Source organism: Streptomyces sp. NPDC000348, from assembly GCF_042898795.1.
Taxonomy (GTDB): Bacteria; Actinomycetota; Actinomycetes; order Streptomycetales; family Streptomycetaceae; genus Streptomyces.
On the sequence record NZ_JBIAZD010000007.1, the window covers coordinates 95,799 to 116,624 of the forward strand.

The 20,826-nt window shown below is 74.5% G+C and carries 12 protein-coding genes and 1 pseudogene; 6 read left to right on the forward strand and 7 right to left on the reverse strand.

Features of this window, described 5'->3' with window-relative positions:
* The first annotated feature begins 2 nt into the window (after positions 1-2).
* Positions 3-2,942 carry a hypothetical protein gene (locus ACFY3N_RS16045; RefSeq protein ID WP_390817291.1) on the forward strand — a complete coding sequence of 980 codons (2,940 nt, stop codon included), beginning with the start codon at positions 3-5 and terminating at the stop codon, positions 2,940-2,942.
* Between the two features lie 55 nt (positions 2,943-2,997).
* Here ACFY3N_RS16045 and ACFY3N_RS16050 read toward each other — a convergent pair whose 3' ends face one another.
* The 4 genes and pseudogenes from ACFY3N_RS16050 to ACFY3N_RS16065 all read right to left on the reverse strand — a co-directional run bounded on the left by ACFY3N_RS16050 (position 2,998) and on the right by ACFY3N_RS16065 (position 5,452).
* The gene (locus ACFY3N_RS16050) at positions 2,998-3,897 is read right to left on the reverse strand and encodes an NAD-dependent protein deacetylase (protein ID WP_390817292.1); all 900 of its coding nucleotides are present in this window, start codon (positions 3,895-3,897) and stop codon (positions 2,998-3,000) included.
* A pseudogene (locus ACFY3N_RS16055) lies at positions 3,876-4,407 on the reverse strand (DUF664 domain-containing protein). Before ACFY3N_RS16055 ends, ACFY3N_RS16050 begins: the two are co-directional and overlap by 22 nt.
* 43 nt (positions 4,408-4,450) lie before the next feature.
* Positions 4,451-5,077 carry a class I SAM-dependent methyltransferase gene (locus ACFY3N_RS16060; RefSeq protein ID WP_390817293.1) on the reverse strand — a complete coding sequence of 209 codons (627 nt, stop codon included), beginning with the start codon at positions 5,075-5,077 and terminating at the stop codon, positions 4,451-4,453.
* 99 nt (positions 5,078-5,176) lie between these two features.
* Complete coding sequence (locus ACFY3N_RS16065; RefSeq protein WP_390817294.1) at positions 5,177-5,452, reverse strand: hypothetical protein; 276 nt, start codon at positions 5,450-5,452, stop codon at positions 5,177-5,179.
* A 568-nt stretch (positions 5,453-6,020) separates the two neighbouring features.
* On the opposite strand from ACFY3N_RS16065, the gene ACFY3N_RS16070 reads away from it, so the two are divergent.
* From ACFY3N_RS16070 to ACFY3N_RS16090, 5 genes are all read left to right on the forward strand, one after another.
* Complete coding sequence (locus ACFY3N_RS16070) at positions 6,021-8,996, forward strand: glycosyl hydrolase (protein WP_390817295.1); 2,976 nt, start codon at positions 6,021-6,023, stop codon at positions 8,994-8,996.
* Positions 8,997-9,278: 282 nt separating this feature from the next.
* Positions 9,279-11,873, forward strand: a complete 2,595-nt coding sequence (locus tag ACFY3N_RS16075; RefSeq protein ID WP_390817296.1) for a beta-L-arabinofuranosidase domain-containing protein — start codon at positions 9,279-9,281, stop codon at positions 11,871-11,873.
* A gap of 77 nt (positions 11,874-11,950) precedes the next feature.
* Complete coding sequence (locus ACFY3N_RS16080) at positions 11,951-15,346, forward strand: glycosylhydrolase-like jelly roll fold domain-containing protein (RefSeq protein ID WP_390817516.1); 3,396 nt, start codon at positions 11,951-11,953, stop codon at positions 15,344-15,346.
* A gap of 42 nt (positions 15,347-15,388) precedes the next feature.
* Complete coding sequence (locus ACFY3N_RS16085) at positions 15,389-15,874, forward strand: hypothetical protein (protein ID WP_390817297.1); 486 nt, start codon at positions 15,389-15,391, stop codon at positions 15,872-15,874.
* Between the two features lie 144 nt (positions 15,875-16,018).
* Positions 16,019-16,384: a transglycosylase family protein gene (locus ACFY3N_RS16090; protein WP_390817298.1), complete on the forward strand. Its 366-nt coding sequence runs from the start codon at positions 16,019-16,021 to the stop codon at positions 16,382-16,384.
* 308 nt (positions 16,385-16,692) lie between these two features.
* Here the strand turns inward: ACFY3N_RS16090 and ACFY3N_RS16095 are convergent, their stop codons facing one another.
* From ACFY3N_RS16095 to ACFY3N_RS16105, 3 genes are all read right to left on the reverse strand, one after another.
* A complete protein-coding gene (locus ACFY3N_RS16095; protein ID WP_390817299.1) occupies positions 16,693-17,454 on the reverse strand; it encodes a ZIP family metal transporter in 762 nt (253 codons plus the stop codon).
* A 28-nt stretch (positions 17,455-17,482) separates the two neighbouring features.
* Complete coding sequence (locus ACFY3N_RS16100) at positions 17,483-19,594, reverse strand: SpoIIE family protein phosphatase (RefSeq protein ID WP_390817300.1); 2,112 nt, start codon at positions 19,592-19,594, stop codon at positions 17,483-17,485.
* Between the two features lie 249 nt (positions 19,595-19,843).
* Positions 19,844-20,674, reverse strand: a complete 831-nt coding sequence (locus tag ACFY3N_RS16105; protein WP_390817301.1) for a ribonuclease BN — start codon at positions 20,672-20,674, stop codon at positions 19,844-19,846.
* Positions 20,675-20,826: the final 152 nt, after the last annotated feature.

Genomic DNA, 20,826 nt, shown 5'->3' on the forward strand with positions numbered 1-20,826 from the left:
CGATGCCGACCGCACCCCACCCCCAGAGCACGGACGAGCTGTACCAGGCGCTCCAGGAGAACCGCCGGCGCCCCTACGGCCGCCCCCGCACCGTCACCGCCGAGGAACTCGTCGACGCCGCCGAGCAGTTCGAGGAGCCCCTCCCGCTGGTCCAGGCGCTCCTCGAACTCCAGGAGGCCTACACCTACGGCTCCGAACCCCGGAAGTCGCCCGTCGTCTTCGCCCGCCTGCTCACCCTCTTCGACGAGCAGCCCGACGTCTTCGACGACCGCCTGCGCCACACGCTGTTCTGGCGGTTCAAGTGGGTCGCAGGCGCCTTGCGCGCGCTGCCCGAGATCCCGCTGGCCAGCCTGCGCCAGTGGCTGACGGAGATGCGCGACCGGTACGAGAAGGCCGGCCTCGGCCTCCAGCCCTACTATGGACAGGCGTATCAGCTCGCCGCCCACACCGGCGAGGACACCGCCCTCGCCTACGAACTGTGGGCCGGCCGCGCCCGCACCCGGCTCAGCGACTGCGAGGCCTGCGAGATCTGCGAGCGCGCCCTGTACCACCTGGCGGCGGGCGACGACGAGCGGGCGCTGCGCGCCTGGGAGCCCGTCCTGGCGGGGAAGGAATCCTGCCAGGAGGAGCCGGCCCGCTCCTTCTCGTACGTGCTGCTGCCCCTGCTGCGGGCCGGCCGCACCGACCGGGCACGCGAACTGCACCTCGCCGGCTACCGGGGCTGCCGCCGCAACCCCTCGATGTCCGGGGAGGTCGGACGGCACCTGGAGTTCTGCGCGCTGACCGGCAACGAGGCACGCGGTCTGGAACTCCTCGCCGAGAACCGGAACCTGTTCGACGAGGTGGACTCGCCGCGGGATCAGTTCGACTTCCTCACCGGCGTGGAGGTGCTCCTCCAGCGCGTCGAGCACCTCGGCCACGGCGAACTGCCCGCCGCCGGATTCGCCGGCCGCACCTGGACGGTGACCGGCCTGCGCACCGAGGTCCGCGAGCGCGCCGACGACCTCGCCGCCCGCTTCGACACCCGCAACGGCACCACCGCCCACACCGACCGCCGCAGGGCCCGCCTCGACCGCGCCCCCCTCCTGGACGCGCTGGAACTGACCCTGCGCACCCGCACCCTCGACGACGTGGCCCCGGCGGCCCCGGTCGCCGCGCCCACCACCCGGACGGCCCCCGCCGTCCCCGAGTCGCTGCCCGAACTCATCCTCCGGGCACGGGAACTGGACGAACAGGGGCACCCGGACGCGCGGGCCTGCTGGGCACGGCTGCGCACGCTCGTCGCCGCCCGCGACTACACCCACCCCGACGACCCGGCCGTGGGGCCGCTCGTCCACCTGCGCGCGGACCTGCTGGCCGACGAGGCGGGCCTGGCCCGCGAGAAGGACGAGTACGCCGACGCCGCCGCCCTCCACGAGGAGGCCGCGGGACTGTACGACGACGCCGGGCAGCCGGGTCACGCGGCCCTCGCCCGTGCCGGCGCCCTGCTCGCCACGGCGGAGACGTCCACGGAGGACGCCGACGGGACCGGGGCGAAGGCCGCCGCGCTGACCGCCGCCCACGCGTCCATGGTCCGCCTCCACGAGGAGACGCCCGGCCTCACCCCGCGCCAGGAGGCCCGCCTGCTGCGGCTGCGGGCCACCGCGCTCGGCATGCGCCTGCAGGTGTCGGGGGACGAGGAGCACATCGCGCCGGTCCTCGCCGAGGTGGACCTGCTGCACACCTTCGCCACCCGGCACGAGGTCGGCACGCAGATCGCCGGGGCCCTGCTGCTGAGGGCCACCACGTACGCCATGACCGGCGACCTGCCCGCCGCGCTCACCGCGACCGACGGTGCCCTCGACCGCCTCAGGGAGCACGGCCCGGCCTGGTACCTGCCCCGCACGCTCGCCCTGCGCGGCCGGCTCCACCTCGGCCTGCAGGACGCGCAGGCCGCTTGCACGGACCTGGCCGAGGGCCTGCGGCTGGCCGCCGACTGGCCGGCCGGCACGGTCGACACCTCCCGCCTCCACAACGACCTGGCCGGGGCCTGCCTGCACCTGGGCCGCCCCGACGAGGCGCTGCGCCACCTGACCCGCTCCGCGGAGCTGGAGCTCCGCCGCGGCAGCCGGTTCGACGCGTACTGCACCTACAGCAACGCGGCCCGGCTCAGCCTGGACCTCGGCCACGTCGAGGACTGCATCGCGCTGCTCGACTCGGTGCTCGCCGAACCGGACGTCGCCGCCGGGGAGGTGGACGACCGGCTCACCGCCCAACTGCGTCTGACCCGCGCCCGCGCGCTGCACGCGGGGGACGACCTCAAGGCCGCCACGGCGGAGTTCGCCGCCCTCGCGGCCGAGTCGGCCGGCTGGGACGACGACCCGGGAAGCCATGCCATGATCGCCGCCGAGACGGCCGTGCTCCTCGGCGAGTCGGGCGAGTTCGGCCGCGCCCGCGAGGCCGCGGACCAGGCGCTCGCCGCCCACGCCCGGGACCCGCGTTACGAGCAGCTCAGCAACTGCCTGCGCGAACTGGCCCGCCTCAGGGCCCAGCAGGAGGGCCCGGACGGTCTGGCCGACGCCCGCGCCTTCCTCGCCGACGCCGGCCGGATCGCCGACGAGGCCCGCGCCGCCGGGTACGAGGCCCACGGTCGTCCCCTGGACGCCGCCCTGGCCTACGAACACGGACGTGTCAACGCGTACGCGGGCGAGTACGAGGAGGCCCTGACCGCCCTGGAGAAGGCCCTCGCCCTGCTCGGCGAGCCGGGACAGGACCAGGAGCACGCCGGTGAGTGGGCCGAGTGCGTCCGCCTCGCGGGCGCCATGGAGGGCATCTACCTGGAACGCCCCGCCCCGGCCCTCACCCGCCTCGACGCCGCGGTCTCCCGCCTCACCGCACTGGGCCACACCGAGGAGACCGAACCGCTGGCCTCCCTGGCGGCCCGGCTGCGCGACGAGGAGTGACACGGCGGGCGCCCGGACGGTCCGGGCGCCGGTGGGCGGGGACGGAGGCGGCCGCTCAGGCCGCCGTCCGGCCGTCCACCGGGATGCCCAGCCGGTCGGCCACGGTGGTGAGGACCGTTCCCAGGGGGAGCGCGACCCGGGTGGCGGCGTGCCGGTCGCCCCGGGTCGGGTCCCGGTTGACGATCAGTACCGGTGTGCCGGCCCGGTCGGCCTGGCGGACGAACCGCAGCCCGGACATCACCGTCAGCGACGATCCCAGGACGAGCAGCGAGGCCGCCCCACGGACCAGCGTGCGGCAGTGCTCGACCCGCTGCGGCGGCACGTTCTCGCCGAAGAACACCACGTCCGGTTTGAGGACGCCGCCGCAGACCGCGCAGGGCACCACGCGGAAGTCCCCGACCTGCTCGTCGGTGAGGTCGGCGTCACCGTCGGGGTTGATCCCCGCGGCCACCGGGGCGAAGCCCGCGTTGGCCTCCTCCAGCCGCCGGGCGAGTTCGCGGCGCGGGCTGAGGGCGCCGCAGGAGAGGCAGACGACCCGGTCCAGGCCGCCGTGGAGTTCCACGACGCCCTCGCTGCCGGCGGCCTGGTGCAGACCGTCGACGTTCTGCGTGATCACACCCGAGAGCAGGCCGTGCCGCCCGAACGCGGCCACGGCCCGGTGCCCGGCGTTGGGCAGGGCGCGGTGGAAGGTGCGCCAGCCGAGGTGGCTGCGCGCCCAGTAACGGCGCCGGGCCCGTTCGCTGCCGGTGAAGTCCTGGTAGGTCATCGGCGTGTGGCGGCTCAGGCTCCCGCCCTCGCCGCGGTAGTCGGGGATGCCCGACTCGGTGGAGAGGCCCGCCCCGCTGAGCACCACCACACCGCCGGTGCTCAGCGCATCGGCGACCGGCCCCGGATCCGTGGAGCCCGGCGGCAGGTCTTCTTCGGGGACCCAGCTCAGGGTGGGGCGCATGCGCATGCCGCCAGGGTACGGAACGCGGCCCGCGCCGTGCCGGAACGCCGGCCGGGGCGGGGCCGGCGTCCGGTCGCCCCGTCGACCGGTCCACGGAGGACGTCCGCGTGGCCGGTGTGGCGCCCGGTCTCCTCGGTCATGTGGGTGAGCGACCGGCGGACGCCCGGGGCGGGGAACCGGTGCACCGAGGTCGGTGCACCGGTCGAGCACGTCGTTCGCCCGCCTGACCGCCTCCCGGTGGCGGGTGACCACATCGGCCACGCTGTCCGCGGGCGCGGCGTGGAAGGCGGCCTGCCAGCCGGTGACCCGGTTCCCGGGGAACGCAGCCCGCTCGACGAACGTGAGGTGGTCGGGCAGCCCGGGCGGATTCGCGCCCGAAGGCACCCCGGCGGTCCGGACCTGTGGCTCGGGGGCGTCCTCGGCCTTCCCGGAGACGGAGGTCCGCAGGTGGTCGAGGACGCCGCGCAGGACCTCGGCCCCGCCGGTTCCGGTGCGGAGACCGGGGTGTCGCCCCAGTCTCCGCGGCGCATGGTTTCCCCTCGTGCGGGACGGGGCCGGTTCAGGCCGTGCGGCGGACGATCAGGACGTGGTCGGTGACCTCGGCGGTCCGCCCGTCCGGTCCGGTCGCGACCCGGCGGGGCGAGTCGGCCCGCTCGACCGTCCACGCCGCCGGGTCCAGGGCGATGTCCGCGGCGACATCCCGCGGGGCCGGGTACCGGACGTCGGGGTCCTGGTCCCACGACCACGGAGCGGTCGATCCGTGATCGACGACCAGCAGCCGCCCGCCCGGCCGCAGGGCGTGCGCGGCCCCGCGCAGCACGGCCGCCCGGTCCAGTTCGAGGGGGGTGTGCAGGTAGTGGGCGCAGACGACGTCGAACGCACCCTCCGGGAACGACGCGTGCAGGTCGTGCCGCCGGGCGGTGAGCTGGTCGGCCAGGCCGTGCGAGGCGGCGAGTGAGGTGAGGCGCCCGACCGCCACGGACGAGACGTCGACGGCGGTGACGCGCCACCCGCGGCGGGCCAGCCAGAGCGCGTCGCCGCCGGCGCCGCATCCCAGGTCCAGCACGTCGCCGGGCGGCAGATCCGCGAGGATCTCGGTGAGGCGTACGTTCGGCCGCGGATCGGTGGCCGCCGGGCGGGCCGCGTGGACGTCGTCCCAGAACCCGACCGCGTCGGTGGTACTCATACAGGGCTCCTTCTGCCGGTGAACGCGTCCGAGCCTCGCCCGGCCCCCGGTGAACCGCCAAGGGATGTTGCCGTTCCGGCAAGGCGCCCGCCGGTGCCCTCACCCGAGGGCCTCGTAGGCCGGCGGCGGATGGGCGAGTCCGGGGTGTTCCACCGTGTACCGGTCACCGTGGATCGCCGACATCGCCCAGTGCCAGGCCTCGTCGTGGAAGACCAGGCCGCGGCAGGGGTGGTCCTCAGGCTCGTACGGATACCACTCCAGGGCCGCTTCCGTGGCCTTTGCCGGCGTCAGACCGCCGTAGTGCCGCATCACCCACGCGTAGGCACGCCGCTCGGCGTGCAAGAGGTCGAGGTACTCCGCCTCGTTCCAGGTCATGCGCAAAACCCTACGGGGGCGGGTCCGGCAGGCCGCGGCACGTCCGTACGCGGAAGCGAAGGACCCGCCCCGCTCGGGCCGACCGCCCCCCGGGGGCCGCCGGCGGAGCCGAACCGCCTCCGGTCACGGAGCCCGCCGGGGAGGGCGGCCGCCGGCCGGTCCCCGTCCGTCCGCCGGCGACTTCCGAAGGCCGGCCGGCCCGGTGCGCGGTACCGGCCGGCCCGGAACCGTCCACCCGGACCCGGACGCGGACGCACCGGCACCGTCCTCGTGCCGGTGCGTCCGCAAACGGGGAACCCGGCCGGCACGCCCGGCGGCATCCATCGCGCCCCCGCTTCCCGGCCGGCCGGCGGAAGGCGCCGGCGGTCACGCCCCCGAGCCGCGCACCCCGGCGACACGGCCCGCGTCCCTCACCGGTCCCGGAAAACACCTCGTGTCCCACACCTTGACCCGTCGGAACCGCGCGGTTTAGCGTTCCCGCGTTCGGTAGCGATTGAAACGATTCAATGCACGTGAACTTCTCTGGGGTGCACTCATGTACGACGAATCCGTCCCGCAGCGTGGCGGGATGTCCAGGCGCACGGTCCTGGCCGCGGCGGTGACCGCAGGGGCCGTGGCCGCCCTCGGTGCGGCCTCCCCCGGCGCCGCCGCGACTCCCGCCGCCGAAGGCGCCGGGCCGGCCGCCGACTGGTTCGCCGCCCCCGCCCGGTCGGTGCGCCCGAAGTTCCGGTGGTGGTGGCCGGACGGTCTCGTGGACCCGGACGAGATAGCCCGCGAGATCGACCAGATCGCGGACGCGGGCTTCGGCGGGGTCGAGATCGCCGCCGTCCACCACAGCATCAAGGACAAGTCGCTGCTGGACACCGCCCGTCACGGCTGGGGCGGCGGACCCTGGCGTGACGGCGTCGAGGCGGCCCTGCGCCGGGCGGCGAGACGCGGCCTCACCGTGGACATCACCCTCGGCCCCAGCTGGCCCGTGGCCGTCCCCGGCATCACCCCCGACGACGAGGCCGCCGCCAAGGAACTCGTCCACGGCCGCGCCTCGTTGGCCGCCGGCGCCACCTACCGGGGACCGGTGCCCCCGCCCGTGCACGAGGCCGCCCCCGGTGTCACCCGTGCGCGTCTCCTCGCCGTCCAGGCCGCCCGTGTCGAGCCCGCCCACTCCACCCGCAAGGAGACGGGACTCGACCCGGACAGCGTCCGCGACCTGACCGCCGAGGTCGCCGACGGCGCCCTGACGTGGACGGCGCCCGCCGAGGGCGAGTGGGTGCTGATCTCCTACTGGCAGCGGGGCTCGGGCCAGCAGCCGGAGTCCGGACCGCACTCCGCCCCCGCCGCCTACGTGGTCGACCACTTCAGCGCGGCCGGCACCACCGCCGTCACGGACTTCTGGGAGCGCCGGATCCTCACCGCCTCCCTGCGGCGCCTGCTGGAAGCGGCGGGCGGCGCCTTCTTCGAGGACTCCGTGGAGATGGAGACCGAGGGACTGGTCTGGACGGAGCGGCTGCCGCAGGAGTTCGAGAAGCGCACGGGCCGCCCGCTGCTGCCCCATCTGCCCGTCCTCGTCCTCAACGACAGCAACCAGGTGTTCGCCTTCGGGGCCCAGCTGACCCGGCAGATCAGGCACGACTTCTGGGGCACGGTCTCCGACCTGTTCAACCGGCACCACCTGCGCGCCCTGCGGGACTGGGCGCACAGCCTGGACATGACCCTGCGCTCGCAGCCCTACGGCCTGCAGACCGACGCCATCGAGTCCGCCGCGATCCTCGACATCGCCGAGGGCGAGTCCCTCGGCTTCAAGAACCTGGACGACTACCGGTGCCTGGCCGGCGGCCGGGACATGGCCGGGCACACCGTGCTCTCCTGCGAGTCGGGCGCGTACAACGGCTCGGCCTACGGCACGACCTGGGACCGGGTGCTGCGCACCATGGGCGGCGCGTACGCGGCGGGCGTCAACCAGACCGTCCTGCACGGCTTCTCCTACGCGAAGGCCCCCGAGGCGCAGTGGCCCGGCTTCGCCGCCTTCAGCCCCTACAACGGCAGCCCCGGCTACGGCGAGTCCTGGGGGCCCTGGCAGCCGACCTGGCGGCACGTCGAGGACATCTCCGGCTACCTCGGCCGGGTGCACCAGGTCCTCCAGGCCGGCACGGTCCGCGCGGACGTCGCCGTCTACCGGCAGACCGGTTACACCGCCACCGGCATCGGCGCGTCCTGGTTCACCTCGACCGGTGTCCCGCTCGGATGGACCCACCAGTTCCTCAGCGGTCCGCTGCTGGACCTGCCGAACGCCAGGGTGTCCGGTGGCCGCCTCGCCCCCGACGGCCCGGCCTACAAGGCGCTGTTCGTCGAGGGCGACTTCTTCTACGGCTCCACCCCGACCCTCGCCCTGGCGGACGCCCGCAAACTGCTCCGCTTCGCCGAGGCCGGGCTGCCCGTGGTGCTCCTCGGCGCCTTCGACCAGGCGCTCACGCCGGGCGTCCCGGCGTCCGGGGAGACGGAGCGGCTGCGGGACGTTCTGGCCCGCCTGCTCGCCCTGCCCCACGTGGTCCGCGTCACCGACAAGACCGCGGTCGGCGACGCCCTCACCGCCCTCGGCGTCAGCCCCGACGCCCGCTACCCCGCCCCCTCGACGCTCCTCAACGCGCACCGCGTGACGCCGGAGGCGGACTTCTACTACCTCTGCAACGGCAAGCACGCCGAGACCGTCAAGCCGCCCGTCGCCGCGATCGACCACGACGTCACCCTGCGCTGCACCCGCGGACGCCGGTCGGTGCCCTATCTCCTCGACCCCTGGACGGGTGAGGTCGTCCGGGTGGGCCGGTACACGCAGGAGGGCGACGAGATCACCCTGCGCGTCGCGCTCCGGCCGGGCCAGACGAGGATCGTCGCGCTGGGGCGGCCGGGACTCTTCGGGGACCGGAACGGGAACCGTCCGCACGCCGTCTCCTCGGACGCCGACGAGGTGCTGTTCACCCGGGACGGGCTCACCGTGCGGGCCGGCACGGCGGGCACGTACCGGACGGAACTGTCCCAGGGCCGCACGGTCACCACCACCTTCCCGTCCGTGCCCGCCGTGATCGAGCCGGACCGGTGGGACGTCGAGGTGGAGGACTGGGTCCCGGGCTCCGATGCCACCCGGACCGAACGGGTGCGCAGGAACCTGGTGCTGGACACGCTGCTGCCCTGGTCGAAGATCCCCGAACTGGCGGACTCGGCCGGCATCGGCCGCTACCGCACCACCGTCGTGCTCCCGCACGACTGGACCTTTGGCCACGGCGCCTTCCTGGACCTGGGGCAGGTGAGCGACACCTTCCGCGTGACGGTCAACGGGGAGCAGTCGGGCCCCGCCGACCGGCTGTCGCCCGTCATCGACGTGGGACCGCTGCTGCGGCGCGGCGAGAACACCATCGAGATCGAGGTGGCCACACCGCTCGCGAACCGCCTCAGGACGACCCGTCCGGAGGTCTTCGGTTCCCTGACCCGCCAGGACCACGGACTCGTGGGACCGGTCAGGCTGGTGCCGTACGCACAGACCACCATCTGATTGAACGATTCAATTCCCCCTTTCCGAACTCCATAAGGAAGAAGCCGCTGTGCGGACGGTGCGCGCGCCGATCCGCACTGCGGCATGCCCGAATGGCGTCCCGATTCCACATGTCGGGGCGCCATTTGCCGTCCCGATCGCATTCTGTGAGAACCCTTGACGCCTGTGTTACGGGCCCCTAGCGTCTCCGCCGAGTCGAGTAAAACGATTCAATCCCCCTCGACATTCCGGTGCCGTCCCTGATCCACCCGCAGCCATTGCCAGTGAAGGGAGCCCCGTACCATGCCCGCAGAGTCCGGCAGGCCCGCCCCGTCCCGACGCCAGATCCTGTTCACCGCGACCGCGGCGGCCGCCGCCGCGTCGACGACCGTGTCGCCGGCGGCCGCCGCCGTGATCCCGGCCGCTCCCGCCCCGGCCGCACCCGCCGGACACGGCGACGCGACCGGCCCGCGGCCGGCGTTGACCCCGTTCGCGCTCTCCGAGGTCCGGCTGCTCGACAGCCCCTTCCTCGCCAACATGCGCCGCACCTGCGCCTATCTGCTCTTCGTCGACATCGACCGGCTGCTGCACACCTTCCGGCTGAACGTCGGCCTGCCGTCCTCGGCGGAACCCTGCGGTGGCTGGGAGGCCCCCGGCGTCCAACTGCGCGGCCACACCACCGGACACCTCCTCAGCGCCCTGGCCCAGGCCCACGCGGGCACGGGCGACACCGCCTACGCGGACAAGGCCCGCTCACTCGTCTCCGCGCTGGCCGAGTGCCAGCGGGCGGCGCCGGCGGCGGGATTCCACCGCGGCTACCTCTCCGCGTTCCCCGAGTCGGTCTTCGACCAGCTGGAGGCCGGGGGGAAGCCGTGGGCGCCGTACTACACGCTGCACAAGATCATGGCCGGTCTGCTCGACCAGTACCGACTGGCCGGTGACAAGCAGGCGCTGGACGTCCTGCTGGAGATGGCCGCCTGGGCCGAGGCCCGCACGGCACCGCTGTCCCGCGAACGGATGCAGAGCGTGCTGAAGGTCGAGTTCGGCGGCATGAACGACGTCCTCGCCCAGCTGTACCTGGAGACCGGCGACCCGGCGCACCTGCGCACCGCACAGCGCTTCGACCACGACGAGCTGTACGCGCCCCTGGCCGCGGGGCGCGACGAACTCGCCGGCCGGCACGCCAACACGGAGATCGCCAAGGTGGTCGGCGCCGTGCCCGGTTACGAGGCCACGGGGGACCGGCGGTACCTGGACATCGCCGACACCTTCTGGACCACCGTCGTGCGCCACCACTCGTACGCCATCGGCGGCAACTCCGACAAGGAGCTCTTCGGCCCCCCGGACGAGATCGCCAGCCGGCTCTCGGAGGTCACCTGCGAGAACTGCAACAGCTACAACATGCTCAAGCTCGGCCGGCACCTCTTCCGCCACCGGCCGCAGCGCACGGAGTACCTGGACCACTACGAGTGGACGCTGTACAACCAGATGCTCGGCGAGCAGGACCCCGACTCGGCGCACGGCTTCGTCACCTACTACACGGGACTGTGGGCTGGCTCGCGACGGGAACCCAAGGGCGGACTGGGTTCCGCCCCCGGCAGCTACAGCGGTGACTACGACAACTTCTCCTGCGACCACGGCACCGGCCTGGAGACGCACACCAAGTTCGCCGACACCGTCTACTTCCGCACCCGCGGCACCCGTCGGCCCGAGCTGTACGTCAACCTGTTCATCCCGTCCGAAGTCCGCTGGGAGCAGACGGGGGTGACCGTGCGCCAGGAGACGGAGTACCCCGCGGGCGACCGCACCCGCCTCACCGTCACCGACGGGCAGGCGCGCTTCTCGATGCGGATCCGCATCCCCGGCTGGGTGGCCGATACCGGCGGGCGGGCCGTGCTGAAGGTCAACGGCCGCACCGCCGGGATGCGCCTCGAACCGGGGACCCACGCCACCGTCACACGGCACTGGCGCACCGGCGACCGCGTGGAACTCGTCCTGCCCAGGGTCCCGGTCTGGCGTCCGGCACCGGACAATCCCCAGGTGGCATCGTTGTCATACGGTCCGCTGGTGCTGGCCGGCGAGTACGGCGACACCGAACTCCCGACCCTGCCCACCATCCGCCCCGGCACAGTGCGCCGTGCGCCGGGCGAGAGCCCCGTGTTCAGCGCGGTCGCGGACCGGCGGCGCGTCTCGCTGCGCCCCTTCCACGAGGTCCACCACCAGCGCTACAACGTGTACTGGGCCGTCGCACCGCGGCCCGGCCCCGCCGGTGACGTCGCCCGCTACCCCCTCGACGAGGGCAGCGGTACGTCGGCCGCGGACCGCACCGGAACGTTCGCCGACGCCTCCCTCGCGGGCGGCGCCGCATGGAGCACCGACGGCGCGGCGACCGCCGTGACGCTCGACGGACGCGACGGCCACATCGCGCTTCCCGCCGGACTGCCCAGCGGACTGGACGAGTTGACCGTGGCCGTGCGGGTACGCGTGGACACCCTCGCCCCGTCCGCGCGCGTCTTCGACCTCGGCTACCACAAGGACACCTACCTCTTCCTCGCGGCGACCACGGGTGCGGCCCGCGCCCGGGCGGCACTGAAGATCTCCGGCATGGAGCGGGAGGACGTCATCGACGCCACCGGCCCGCTGCCGGCCGGCCGGTGGGTCCACGTGGCGCTCACCCTCGGCGGCGGCACCGGCGTGCTCTACGTCGACGGCGCCGAGGCGGGCCGGAACACGGCCATGGTGGCGAGCCCCCTCCTGCTCGGCCGCACCAGCCGCAACTACCTCGGCCGGTCCCAGAACAGCACCCACCCCCGTCTGCACGGAGCGGTCCGGGACTTCCGGCTGCGCAACCGCGCCCTCACCGCCGACGAGGTACGGCGGATCGCCCAGGGCGGCTGACCACCGCACCGGTTCCCCGACCGTCCCGCCCGCACCCCACCACCCACCCCAGGAGCCCCGCCGTGCCCGACGACGCCCTGCCCGAGAACCCCCTGTCCAGACGCCGGTTCGTGGCCGCGGCCGGCGCCACCGGCGCCCTGGCCGCCGCGGGCCTGCCCGACATCGCCCGGGCGGCCGACCCGGCCGGCCCGACCGCCCGGCACGACCAGGACGCCTTCTCGCCCCGGCACTTCGCCGACCCGCGCCGCGACAGCCGCCCCACCGTCTACTGGTACTGGAACGGCCCCGTCACCCCCGACCTCGTGGACCGCCAGCTGGCGGACCTCCGGGACAAGGGCATGTACGAAGTCGTCCTCTTCCCCTTCGACAACGCCGAGATGAGCCCGGTGTTCTTCACCGAGGAGTGGTTCGACGTCGTGGGCCACGTCCTGCGCACCGCCGAACGCACCGGCATGCGCGTGTGGCTGTTCAACGACGACCACTTCCCCAGCGGCCGGGCGGGCGAGTTCATCGTCAAGGGCGGACAGGTCGGCACCCGCACCTACGCCCCCCGGCCCGACCTGCGCCTGAAGGCGCTGGCCCGCTCGACCACCGTGGTGCGCGGCCCGGCCGCGGTCGACCTGCGGCGCAGCACCGGGGTCGGGATCGAGGCGGGACGCCTGGTGGCCGACTCCGCGGTCCTCCACGGCGCCACCGTCCTGCGCGGCAGCGCCGGCTGGGACGACTACACGGTCACCGGCAGCGCCAAGGCCGAGCACGGCGCGGCCGGCCTCGTCGTACGCGGCTCGGCCGACGGACGCTCCGGGTACGCCGTCACCTTCGACCAGACCGGCGTGACCACCGTCCACCGGCTGGCCCCCGGCACGGACCCCGCCGAGCTGCTGCGCAGCACCCGCACCGACGGCTTCAACAGGACCAGGTTCCACACCCTGCGGGTCACCGTCCGGGCCGACACCGTGTCCGTCACCCTCGACGGCCGGGACAAGGGCACCGTCCGGGACCCCGCCCACGCCACGGGCGGCGCCGGCGTGCGCGCCGTCGACGACCAGCGCGCCCTCTGGGAGAACCTCACCGTCGAGGGCGCCGACGGCGCCGTCCTGTACGACTCGGCCTTCGACGAGTCCTCCGCCGCGGGGGACTTCCCCGAAAAGGAGCTGCCGGCCGGGGACTTCACGGTCGCCGCCGCTGCCGCGCGCCCCGTGGGAGCGGCCGGCGCGGCCGACGTCGTCGACCTCACCGGCCGGCTGTCCGGTGACCACACCTGGCAGGTGCCGGCGGGGGAGTGGCAGGTGGACCTCTTCGGCGGGGTCCTCCTCGTCGACGACTCCCAGGGCTACAGCCGCAGTTACGTCGACCTGCTCGACGACGAGCCGGTCGAGCTGTTCCTGGACATCGTCCCCGCCGAGTACCACCGCCGCTTCGGACGGTACTTCGGCACGGTCGTCCCCGGCTTCTGGGACGACGAGCCCTTCTTCGCCTCCGCCGAGGCCCACTTCAAGCGCCTGCCGTGGTCCCCCTCCCTCGAAGGGGCCCTGCGCGCCGTCGGGGTCACCCCCGGCGCCGCCTACGCCGCCGCCTTCGACGACCTCGGCCGCGCGGGCCGCACCGTCCGCGGCCGCTACTGGCAGGCCGTCTCCGACCGCTTCGCCAAGGCCTTCGAGAAGCAGGCGCGACGGTACGAGGAGTGGGGCGTCGCCCTCATCACCAATCCGCTCTACGACGAGACCGCGCCCGCCAAGCGCATCGTCACCACCGGCGACCTGCACAAGGTCAACCAGTGGGCACAGGTGCCCGGCGGTGACGTCATCACCGCCGAGTACGTGGCCGGCGAGCCCACCATGATCCCCCGCAACCCGGTCTCCGTGGCCCACCAGATGGGGCGCGAGCGGGCCCTGCTGGAGATGTTCGGCAACATGGGCTGGCAGGTCACCCCCGCCTTCGTGCACGCCACCGTCGGAGCCCAGGCCGCCCGCGGCGTCAACCTGACGGTGCTGCACGCGCTGTGGACCGACGAGACCCGCGTGTACTTCCCGCCGCCGTTCGGCCCGCGCGCCCCCTGGTGGTGGGCGATGCGCCCGCTCGCCGAGTGGATCGGACGGCTCATGGAGGCCGGCCGCGGCACCTCCGCCGCCCGCACCGCGCTGCTGCAGCCGCAGCGCGCCGCCGAGCAGTCGACCGGCACCGACCGGCAGGGCGGTGTCGACGGCCCGCTCGCCGACGCCGCCTACGCCCTGGAACGGTCCCAGGTCGACTTCGACCTGCTGCACGAGGGCGCCCTCACCGGCGACCCGGCCCTGCGGGCCCACGCCGACGTCCGGGGGGACCGGCTCGTGGTCGGCCACGCCGCCTACGACCTCGTGGTGATCCCCGAGACGCCGACCCTGGACGCGGACGGCCTGCGGGTGCTGCGCGAGTTCGTCCGCGCGGGCGGCACCGTGATCGCGGTGGGCGCCCTGGACACCGACGAGGCCGACGGCGGCGACCGCACCCTCGCCCACGGCCTGCGCGGCCTCTTCGGCGACCGCGTCCCCGGCAGCCGTCCCCTCGGACGCGGACAGACCGTACGCGTCGCGGACACCGGCGCGCTGGGCGCCGCCGCGACCGGCGCCGGGGCCGCCGCCGCGGTCCTCGACCCGCCGCGGGACGCCGTCCGGGTGCTGCGCGTGCGGCGCGGCGCGGACACCGTCTTCCTGATCAACAACGAGAGCGGCGAGCGGGTCCGGACCGTCGCCGCCCTGCCCGTCGCCGGCGCGCCCCGGATCTGGGACCCGGAGACCGGCACCGGCGGCCCGGCACCGCTGCACCGGAGCACCAAGGACGGCGTACGGCTCCCGCTGGACCTGGAGCCGTACCAGAGCCTGGTCGTCGTGGTGCGCCCCGGCGTCCGGCACGAGCCCCACCTCACGGAATCCCTCCTGCCGGTCCTGGCCGTGGAACGCCACGGAACGGTACTCAGGGCCACCGTGGAGGCCGCCGGGCCCGGCGCCCACACCCTCACCGGCACCGACGGCAGCCACCTGTACCGCGGCACCGTACGCGTCGACGACCCGCTCGACCCCGTCCCGGTGACCGGCGACTGGACGTTCGCCTTCGCACGCGACGGCGCCACCCCCGTCACCGCGCCGCCGGCCAGCTGGACGGAGCACGACGCGCTGTTCTCCGGCAGCGGCACCTACACCACCGGCCTCGACATCGACGCCGCCCGACTGCGCGACCGGCGCGTCCTGCTGGACCTCGGGGACGTACGGGACGTCGCCGAGGTCACCGTCAACGGCACCGCGCTGCCGCCGCTGCTGTGGGCGCCGTTCGTCGCCGACGTCACCGGGCGGCTCCGCCCCGGACGCAACACCCTGCGGGTCCGCGTCTCCAACACGCTGTCCAACGAGCGCAGGAAGCCGTTGCCGTCCGGGCTGCTCGGCCCCGTGACCCTCCGGTTCCGGCGGCGCGTCACCGTCGAACTGCGCCGCGTCTGAAACCCGTCCCGACCCGTCCCCCTCACCCCGGCAGGAAGCCACATGCCCACACCGCACGCCCACCGCGGACCCCGATGGCCGGCCGCCCTGGCCGCCGCGACCGCCTTCGTGACCGTGCTGGCCTGCGCGGTCACCGCCGACGCCGCCACCGGCACCGCCTCCCCGACCCGCCTGCGCACCCAGCACCTCACCGAGGCCCTGGGCATCGACGACACGACCCCCGACCTCAGCTGGCAGATCACCGCCGGCACCCCCGGCACGAGGCAGACCGCCTACCGCGTGCAGGCCGCCACCTCCCCCCGGCTGCTGAACGCCTCCCGCCCCGACCTGTGGGACTCCGGACGGACCGACTCGGCCGTACCCGCCACGACGTACGCGGGCAGCACCGCGCAGGTGCACGTCCCCGCGGCCGACGGGCGCGCCGAGGCACCGGAGGGGGCGCGCCTGCTGCGCACCTCCGCGGAGGAGGCCGTCTACCAGGTGGGCTCGGGGCACTGGACCTTCCACTCGGCCCCGCCGCGGTCCTGAGCGACGACCCCTCGGTGCGGGAGCCGCGGGCGGCCCGCCCGGAGGCCGGCGGCACACCGCCGGCGGACGACCGCGTACCCCGTCCGGGGCAAGGAGGAGTGTTACGCCGTGCGATCGTGCGGTGACACGGTGTAACAGTTTTCTATGATCTCTAGACGAAGCACTCCCATAGGTGCCGTGCGGAGTCCGCGCGTGAGCCGGATCAGGATCGCCTCGGCCGTCCTGGCCGCCGCGACCGCCCTCGGCACGGCCACCGAAGCGACGGCGTCCTCGTCGGCCCCCCGGGGGACCGACTGGGACGCCATCGCCGCGTGCGAGTCCAGCGGTGACTGGCAGGCGAACACCGGCAACGGTCACTACGGCGGCCTGCAGTTCACGCAGTCGAGCTGGGTCGCGGCCGGCGGACGCAAGTACGCCCCGCGCGCGGACCTGGCGACCCGCGAGGAACAGATCGCCGTGGCCAGACGTCTGGCACGGCTCCAGGGGATGTCGGCCTGGTCCTGCGCCTGACTCTCTCCGCCCCGCGGCTGCGGGCGACGACCCGTCCGGGGACGTTCCCCGGGCGGGCCGGGCCGCGTGACGTCCGTTCCGGGGAACACCCGGATCGTCCACACCGGGCGGACCGCCTCCTCCCCGCCCTCACGGCCGGTCCGCCCGGGCTCGGCGGACCGGGGTCTCGTGGCGCGCCACGCCGTCGAGGACGCCGGGCCGCCCGCCCCGGTCCGTCGCCGCGTCACGCCCGGTTCCGCCGGCGGGTGCGCCGGACCGCGGTCGTCGGGACGGCCGCGGTGAGCAGCCGTCCCGCACGACGGTGGGCCTCAGCCGTGGGAGAGGGCGAAGGACACCAGGAAGCCGCTCACGGTGACCATCCCGATGGCCAGGTGGGCGTCCTCGAACGCCTCGGGGATCATCGTGTCGGCGATCATCGCGAGAATCGCCCCGGCGGCCACCGCGGTCACGGCGGCGATCACGGCCGGGGAGAAGTCTCCGACCACCGTGTAGCCGAGGACCGCGGCGAGGGTGCTCGCCGCGGCGATGGCGGCCCACACCCCGAAGACGTAGGCCTTGCCGCGGCCGGCCTTCTTCATGCCCGCCGAGCTGGACATCCCCTCGGGGACGTTGCTGATGAACACCGCCGCGACGGTGACCAGGCTCACCGCTCCGCCGTCGAGCAGGCTCACGCCGATGACCGCGGACTCCGGGACGCCGTCCAGCAACGCCCCGAAGGCGAGCGCGAGGCCGGAGCCGGCCTGCTGCCCCTCGGACGGCTGCGCCTGTTCCGGCCGGTGCCCCGAGCGCTTGCGGTGCCGGGCGCCGCGGCGGGCCAGCCACATGTTGCCCGCGGTGTAGGCCATCGCGCCGGCCAGGGTGCCGACCGCCGCGGGAGCCAGCCCGGCTTGCTCGTACGCCTCCCCCACCAGTTCGAAGCTGACGGCCGACAACAGTACTCCGGCACCGAAGGCCATCACCGTCGCGATCACCTTCTGCGGGATCCGCACCCCGTATCCCAGTGCCGCCCCGAGCAGCAGCGCCGAGCCCGCCACCAGTCCCCACCAACCCGCCTGAAGCACCTGTGCCATGAGCTCTGGGTACCCGTCACGGACCGGATCACCGGCTGACGGCGCCGAACCCCGGCCGCCTCCTCGCCGTGTCGTCCACGGGGCTGATCAGGAGCAGGGCGATGTCGTCGCCGGGGGTGGGGGCGTGGTGGATGAGGGTGTCGGCCATGGCGTCGAGATCGGCCGGGTCCGCGTGTTCGAGGAGCCCGGCGAGGGCCGTGGTGGCGTCGCCGAGGTCCACTCCGGGAGCCTCGACGAGCCCGTCGGTGTACAGGGCGAGCACGCAGCCGGGCGGCAGGGGGAGCTCCAGGGCCGGGTAGCGGGAGTCCGGCTCGATGCCGAGGAGGAGACCGGGAGGGACCGGGACGAGTTCGGTGCGTCCGTCGGCGTGGCGCAGCAGCGGCGGCGGATGGCCGGCGGTGGCCATGCACGCGCGACGGGCGGCGAGGTCGAGGTGGACGTAGAGGCAGCTGGTGAACAGGCCCGGCTCGAGGTCGGTGAGCAGACGATTGGTGCCGGCCAGGACCTGATCGGGGGCCGAGCCCACGGTGGCGTGGGCGTGGACGGCGGTGCGGACCTGGCCCATGAGCGCCGCGGCGTCCACATTGTGGCCCTGCACATCGCCGATGGCGGCGCCGGCGGTGTGCTCGTCGAGACGGATGAGGTCGTAGAAGTCGCCGCCGATACCGAGACCCCGGGCCGCCGGGAGGTAGCGTGCGGCCACCTTCAGGCCGGGGACGTGGGGAAGCGTGTGCGGCAGCAGGGCGGACTGCAGGCGGTGGGCGAGGTCGTGCTTGCTGTCGTAGAGGAGGGCGCGGTCCAGGGCCTGCCCCACCAGGCCCGCCATCGAGGTGAGAACGGCGCGCTCACCGGGCGGGAAGGAACGGGGCCGGCTGTAGGCGAGGAGGAGGGAGCCCCTGGGGCGGCCGGAGGCGATCAGCGGCAGGATGGCCCAGGCGGCCATCCCGTCCTCGTGCACCATCGTCGGGTAGTCGCGCCGGAGCTCGGCGAAACTCGCGAAGAAGCCCGGGACGCCGGTGGTCAGGACCCTGACGGCGGGGATGTCCGGGCTCAGGGGAACGGCGTCGAAGCGGGCCATGACCTCGGCGCGGTAGCCGCGGTGGCCGAGGATCCTCAGACGGCCGTCCTCGGAGGTCATCAGCACCATGCCCTGCGCGCCGAGGGCGGGCAGGAGCCGGTCGGCGGCCTGGTCGACCACGTCCTGCACGCCGACGGCCTCGGTCAGGGTGGCGGCCAGCTGCATCAGCTGGTACAGCAGGGTGGCGCGGCTGGGACCGGCGGCCGGCACGGACGGCGACGCGGGGGCGTCCTCGGAGGGGTCGGTGCCGGTGATGCGGACGCTGGTGCCGGAGGGGTCCGGGTACAGCTCGAAGGTCAGCCACGTGTCCGGGGGGCGCCGGACGGTGAACGCCTGCGGCCGACGGCTGACCAGCGCGGCCCGGTAACGGTCCTCGACCTGGGGGACGTCCATCCACGGCAGCGCCTCCCACGGCAGGGCGCCCACCAGGTCGTCCCGGTCGCGACCGAGGAGGTCGGCGGCGGCGGGGGTGACGAAGGTGATGCGGCCGTTCATGTCCAGCGCGCAGGATCCTCCGGGCAGACGGTCGATGAAGGCCGCGGCGGCGGCCTCCTCGCCGGGTGGGACGGTGTGCTCGGCGCGCAGGGGCAGGGGCAGGGTCCGCGGCCGGCCGTCGGGCAGCAGCGGGTCCCCGCGGTCCGCGGCCTGTTGCAGGAGGCCGCCCAGGCGGCGGCAGCCCGACTCGATGGCGTCGCGCTCGGCGCGGCTCAGCCGCGCCGGCCGGGCACCCGGCCACAGCAGCACCAGCCCGCCCCGGACCCCGTCGCCCGACGTGACCGGGGCGGCCGACAGCGCGAAGTCGTACGGCAGCACGAGGGCCGGCCGCGGGTACCGGCGTGCCATCTCCTCCTGATCACCGATCCAGACCAGGCGCCGCTCGCGCACGGCGTCCGCCACCGGCATCGGGTCGGTCAGCGCGACCCGCCGCCACGGAGTCGCGAGCTCGTGCGGGGCCCCCGCCACCAGCACCAGCCACAGGGCGTCGTCGCCCGGCGGCAGTACGTACAGCAGCCCGCCGTACGCGCCGCTCTCCCGCACCACGGCGGCCATCGCGGTATCCATCAGCCGCCCACCCGAACCTCGCCTGCTTCCCCGTCGGCCCCCGGTGCGCCGGACATGCGGCACCGGGCGCCGTGCACCGCCGACTCCGGCGAGGGCGCATCGCACCGGCCGCACCGAACACCGCCCATACGCGGACATTACGCCTAATGTGCCGCAAGGGCATCCAGGTGCGGGAACGGCACGGGACGTGACCGCCGGGTCAAGGGCCCGTCGCCGGCGCGGGACGGGTGTGCTCCGGGCGGGCCGCCGTCAGTCGTCGCCGGCCGGGTCCGTTCCGGGCGGCGGGGGCAGGTCCTCGGTGAACCGGTGCCCGTGGTGGTGGAGGAGCCAGCGGCCGAACAGGGCGCCGCCGAAGATGACGAAACCCACGCCGATGAGCCAGGACTCGACGATGAGGACGACACCGACGGTGCCGTAGCTGATCGCGTTGTCGATGATCAGCGGCGTGAAGACGAAGTAGGAGAAGCCCCGCAGGCCGATCAGGCCCGCCATGGTGGCGATCGCCCCCGGCAGCAGGTGCCACCAGCCGATCTGGCTGCCGAGCAGGAAGTGCTGCCCCCACCAGAAGAACAGGACGCCGGTCACCAGCGAGAGGGTGATCCGCTCCGGCCCGTGCATGGCGTCGCGGGTCAGCACCTCCTGGTAGAGGTACGCGGTCAGGACGCACAGCCAGGTCGCCTGGCGCCAGATGCGGTGCCACGGTCCCGGCGGCAGGTTCCACGTCCGCTCGTAGCCGTTCTGGACGCTCCCGCCGAACGGGATGCCGAACGCGGCGAGTGCCACCACGCCCCACAGGCTGGTGGTGCCGATCACCTCGCGCGGCGGGCTGATGATCTCCGTGAGGACACGCGCGGACCGGTCGGGCAGTCCCATGCCGTCCGCCAGCCAGGCCGCGAAGCCGCCCCGTCCGAGTGGATCGGCGGCGGCGATCACGATGAGCAGGGGCGCCAGCGTGACCAGCGCCAGCGTGGCGAATCCCATGGCCCTGTGCATCAGTTCGATGTCACGGCCGCGCCGTATCAGGGTGTGGGCGCCCAGCCGCTCCCATCCGTGCCGGAGCGTACGCAGGCCATGCCTCACGATGCGCTCCTTCGTCGGCTTGTGTACACGCCCCTGTGTCACCCGCCGGCAGGCGGGACGGACCCGGGCGGGGAAGGCGCTCCCTCCTCGTGCGCGCGGCGGGCGGGAGGGGGCCTCGCACCCCGTCGGGCGGCGGCCGGCCGCCGCCCGAC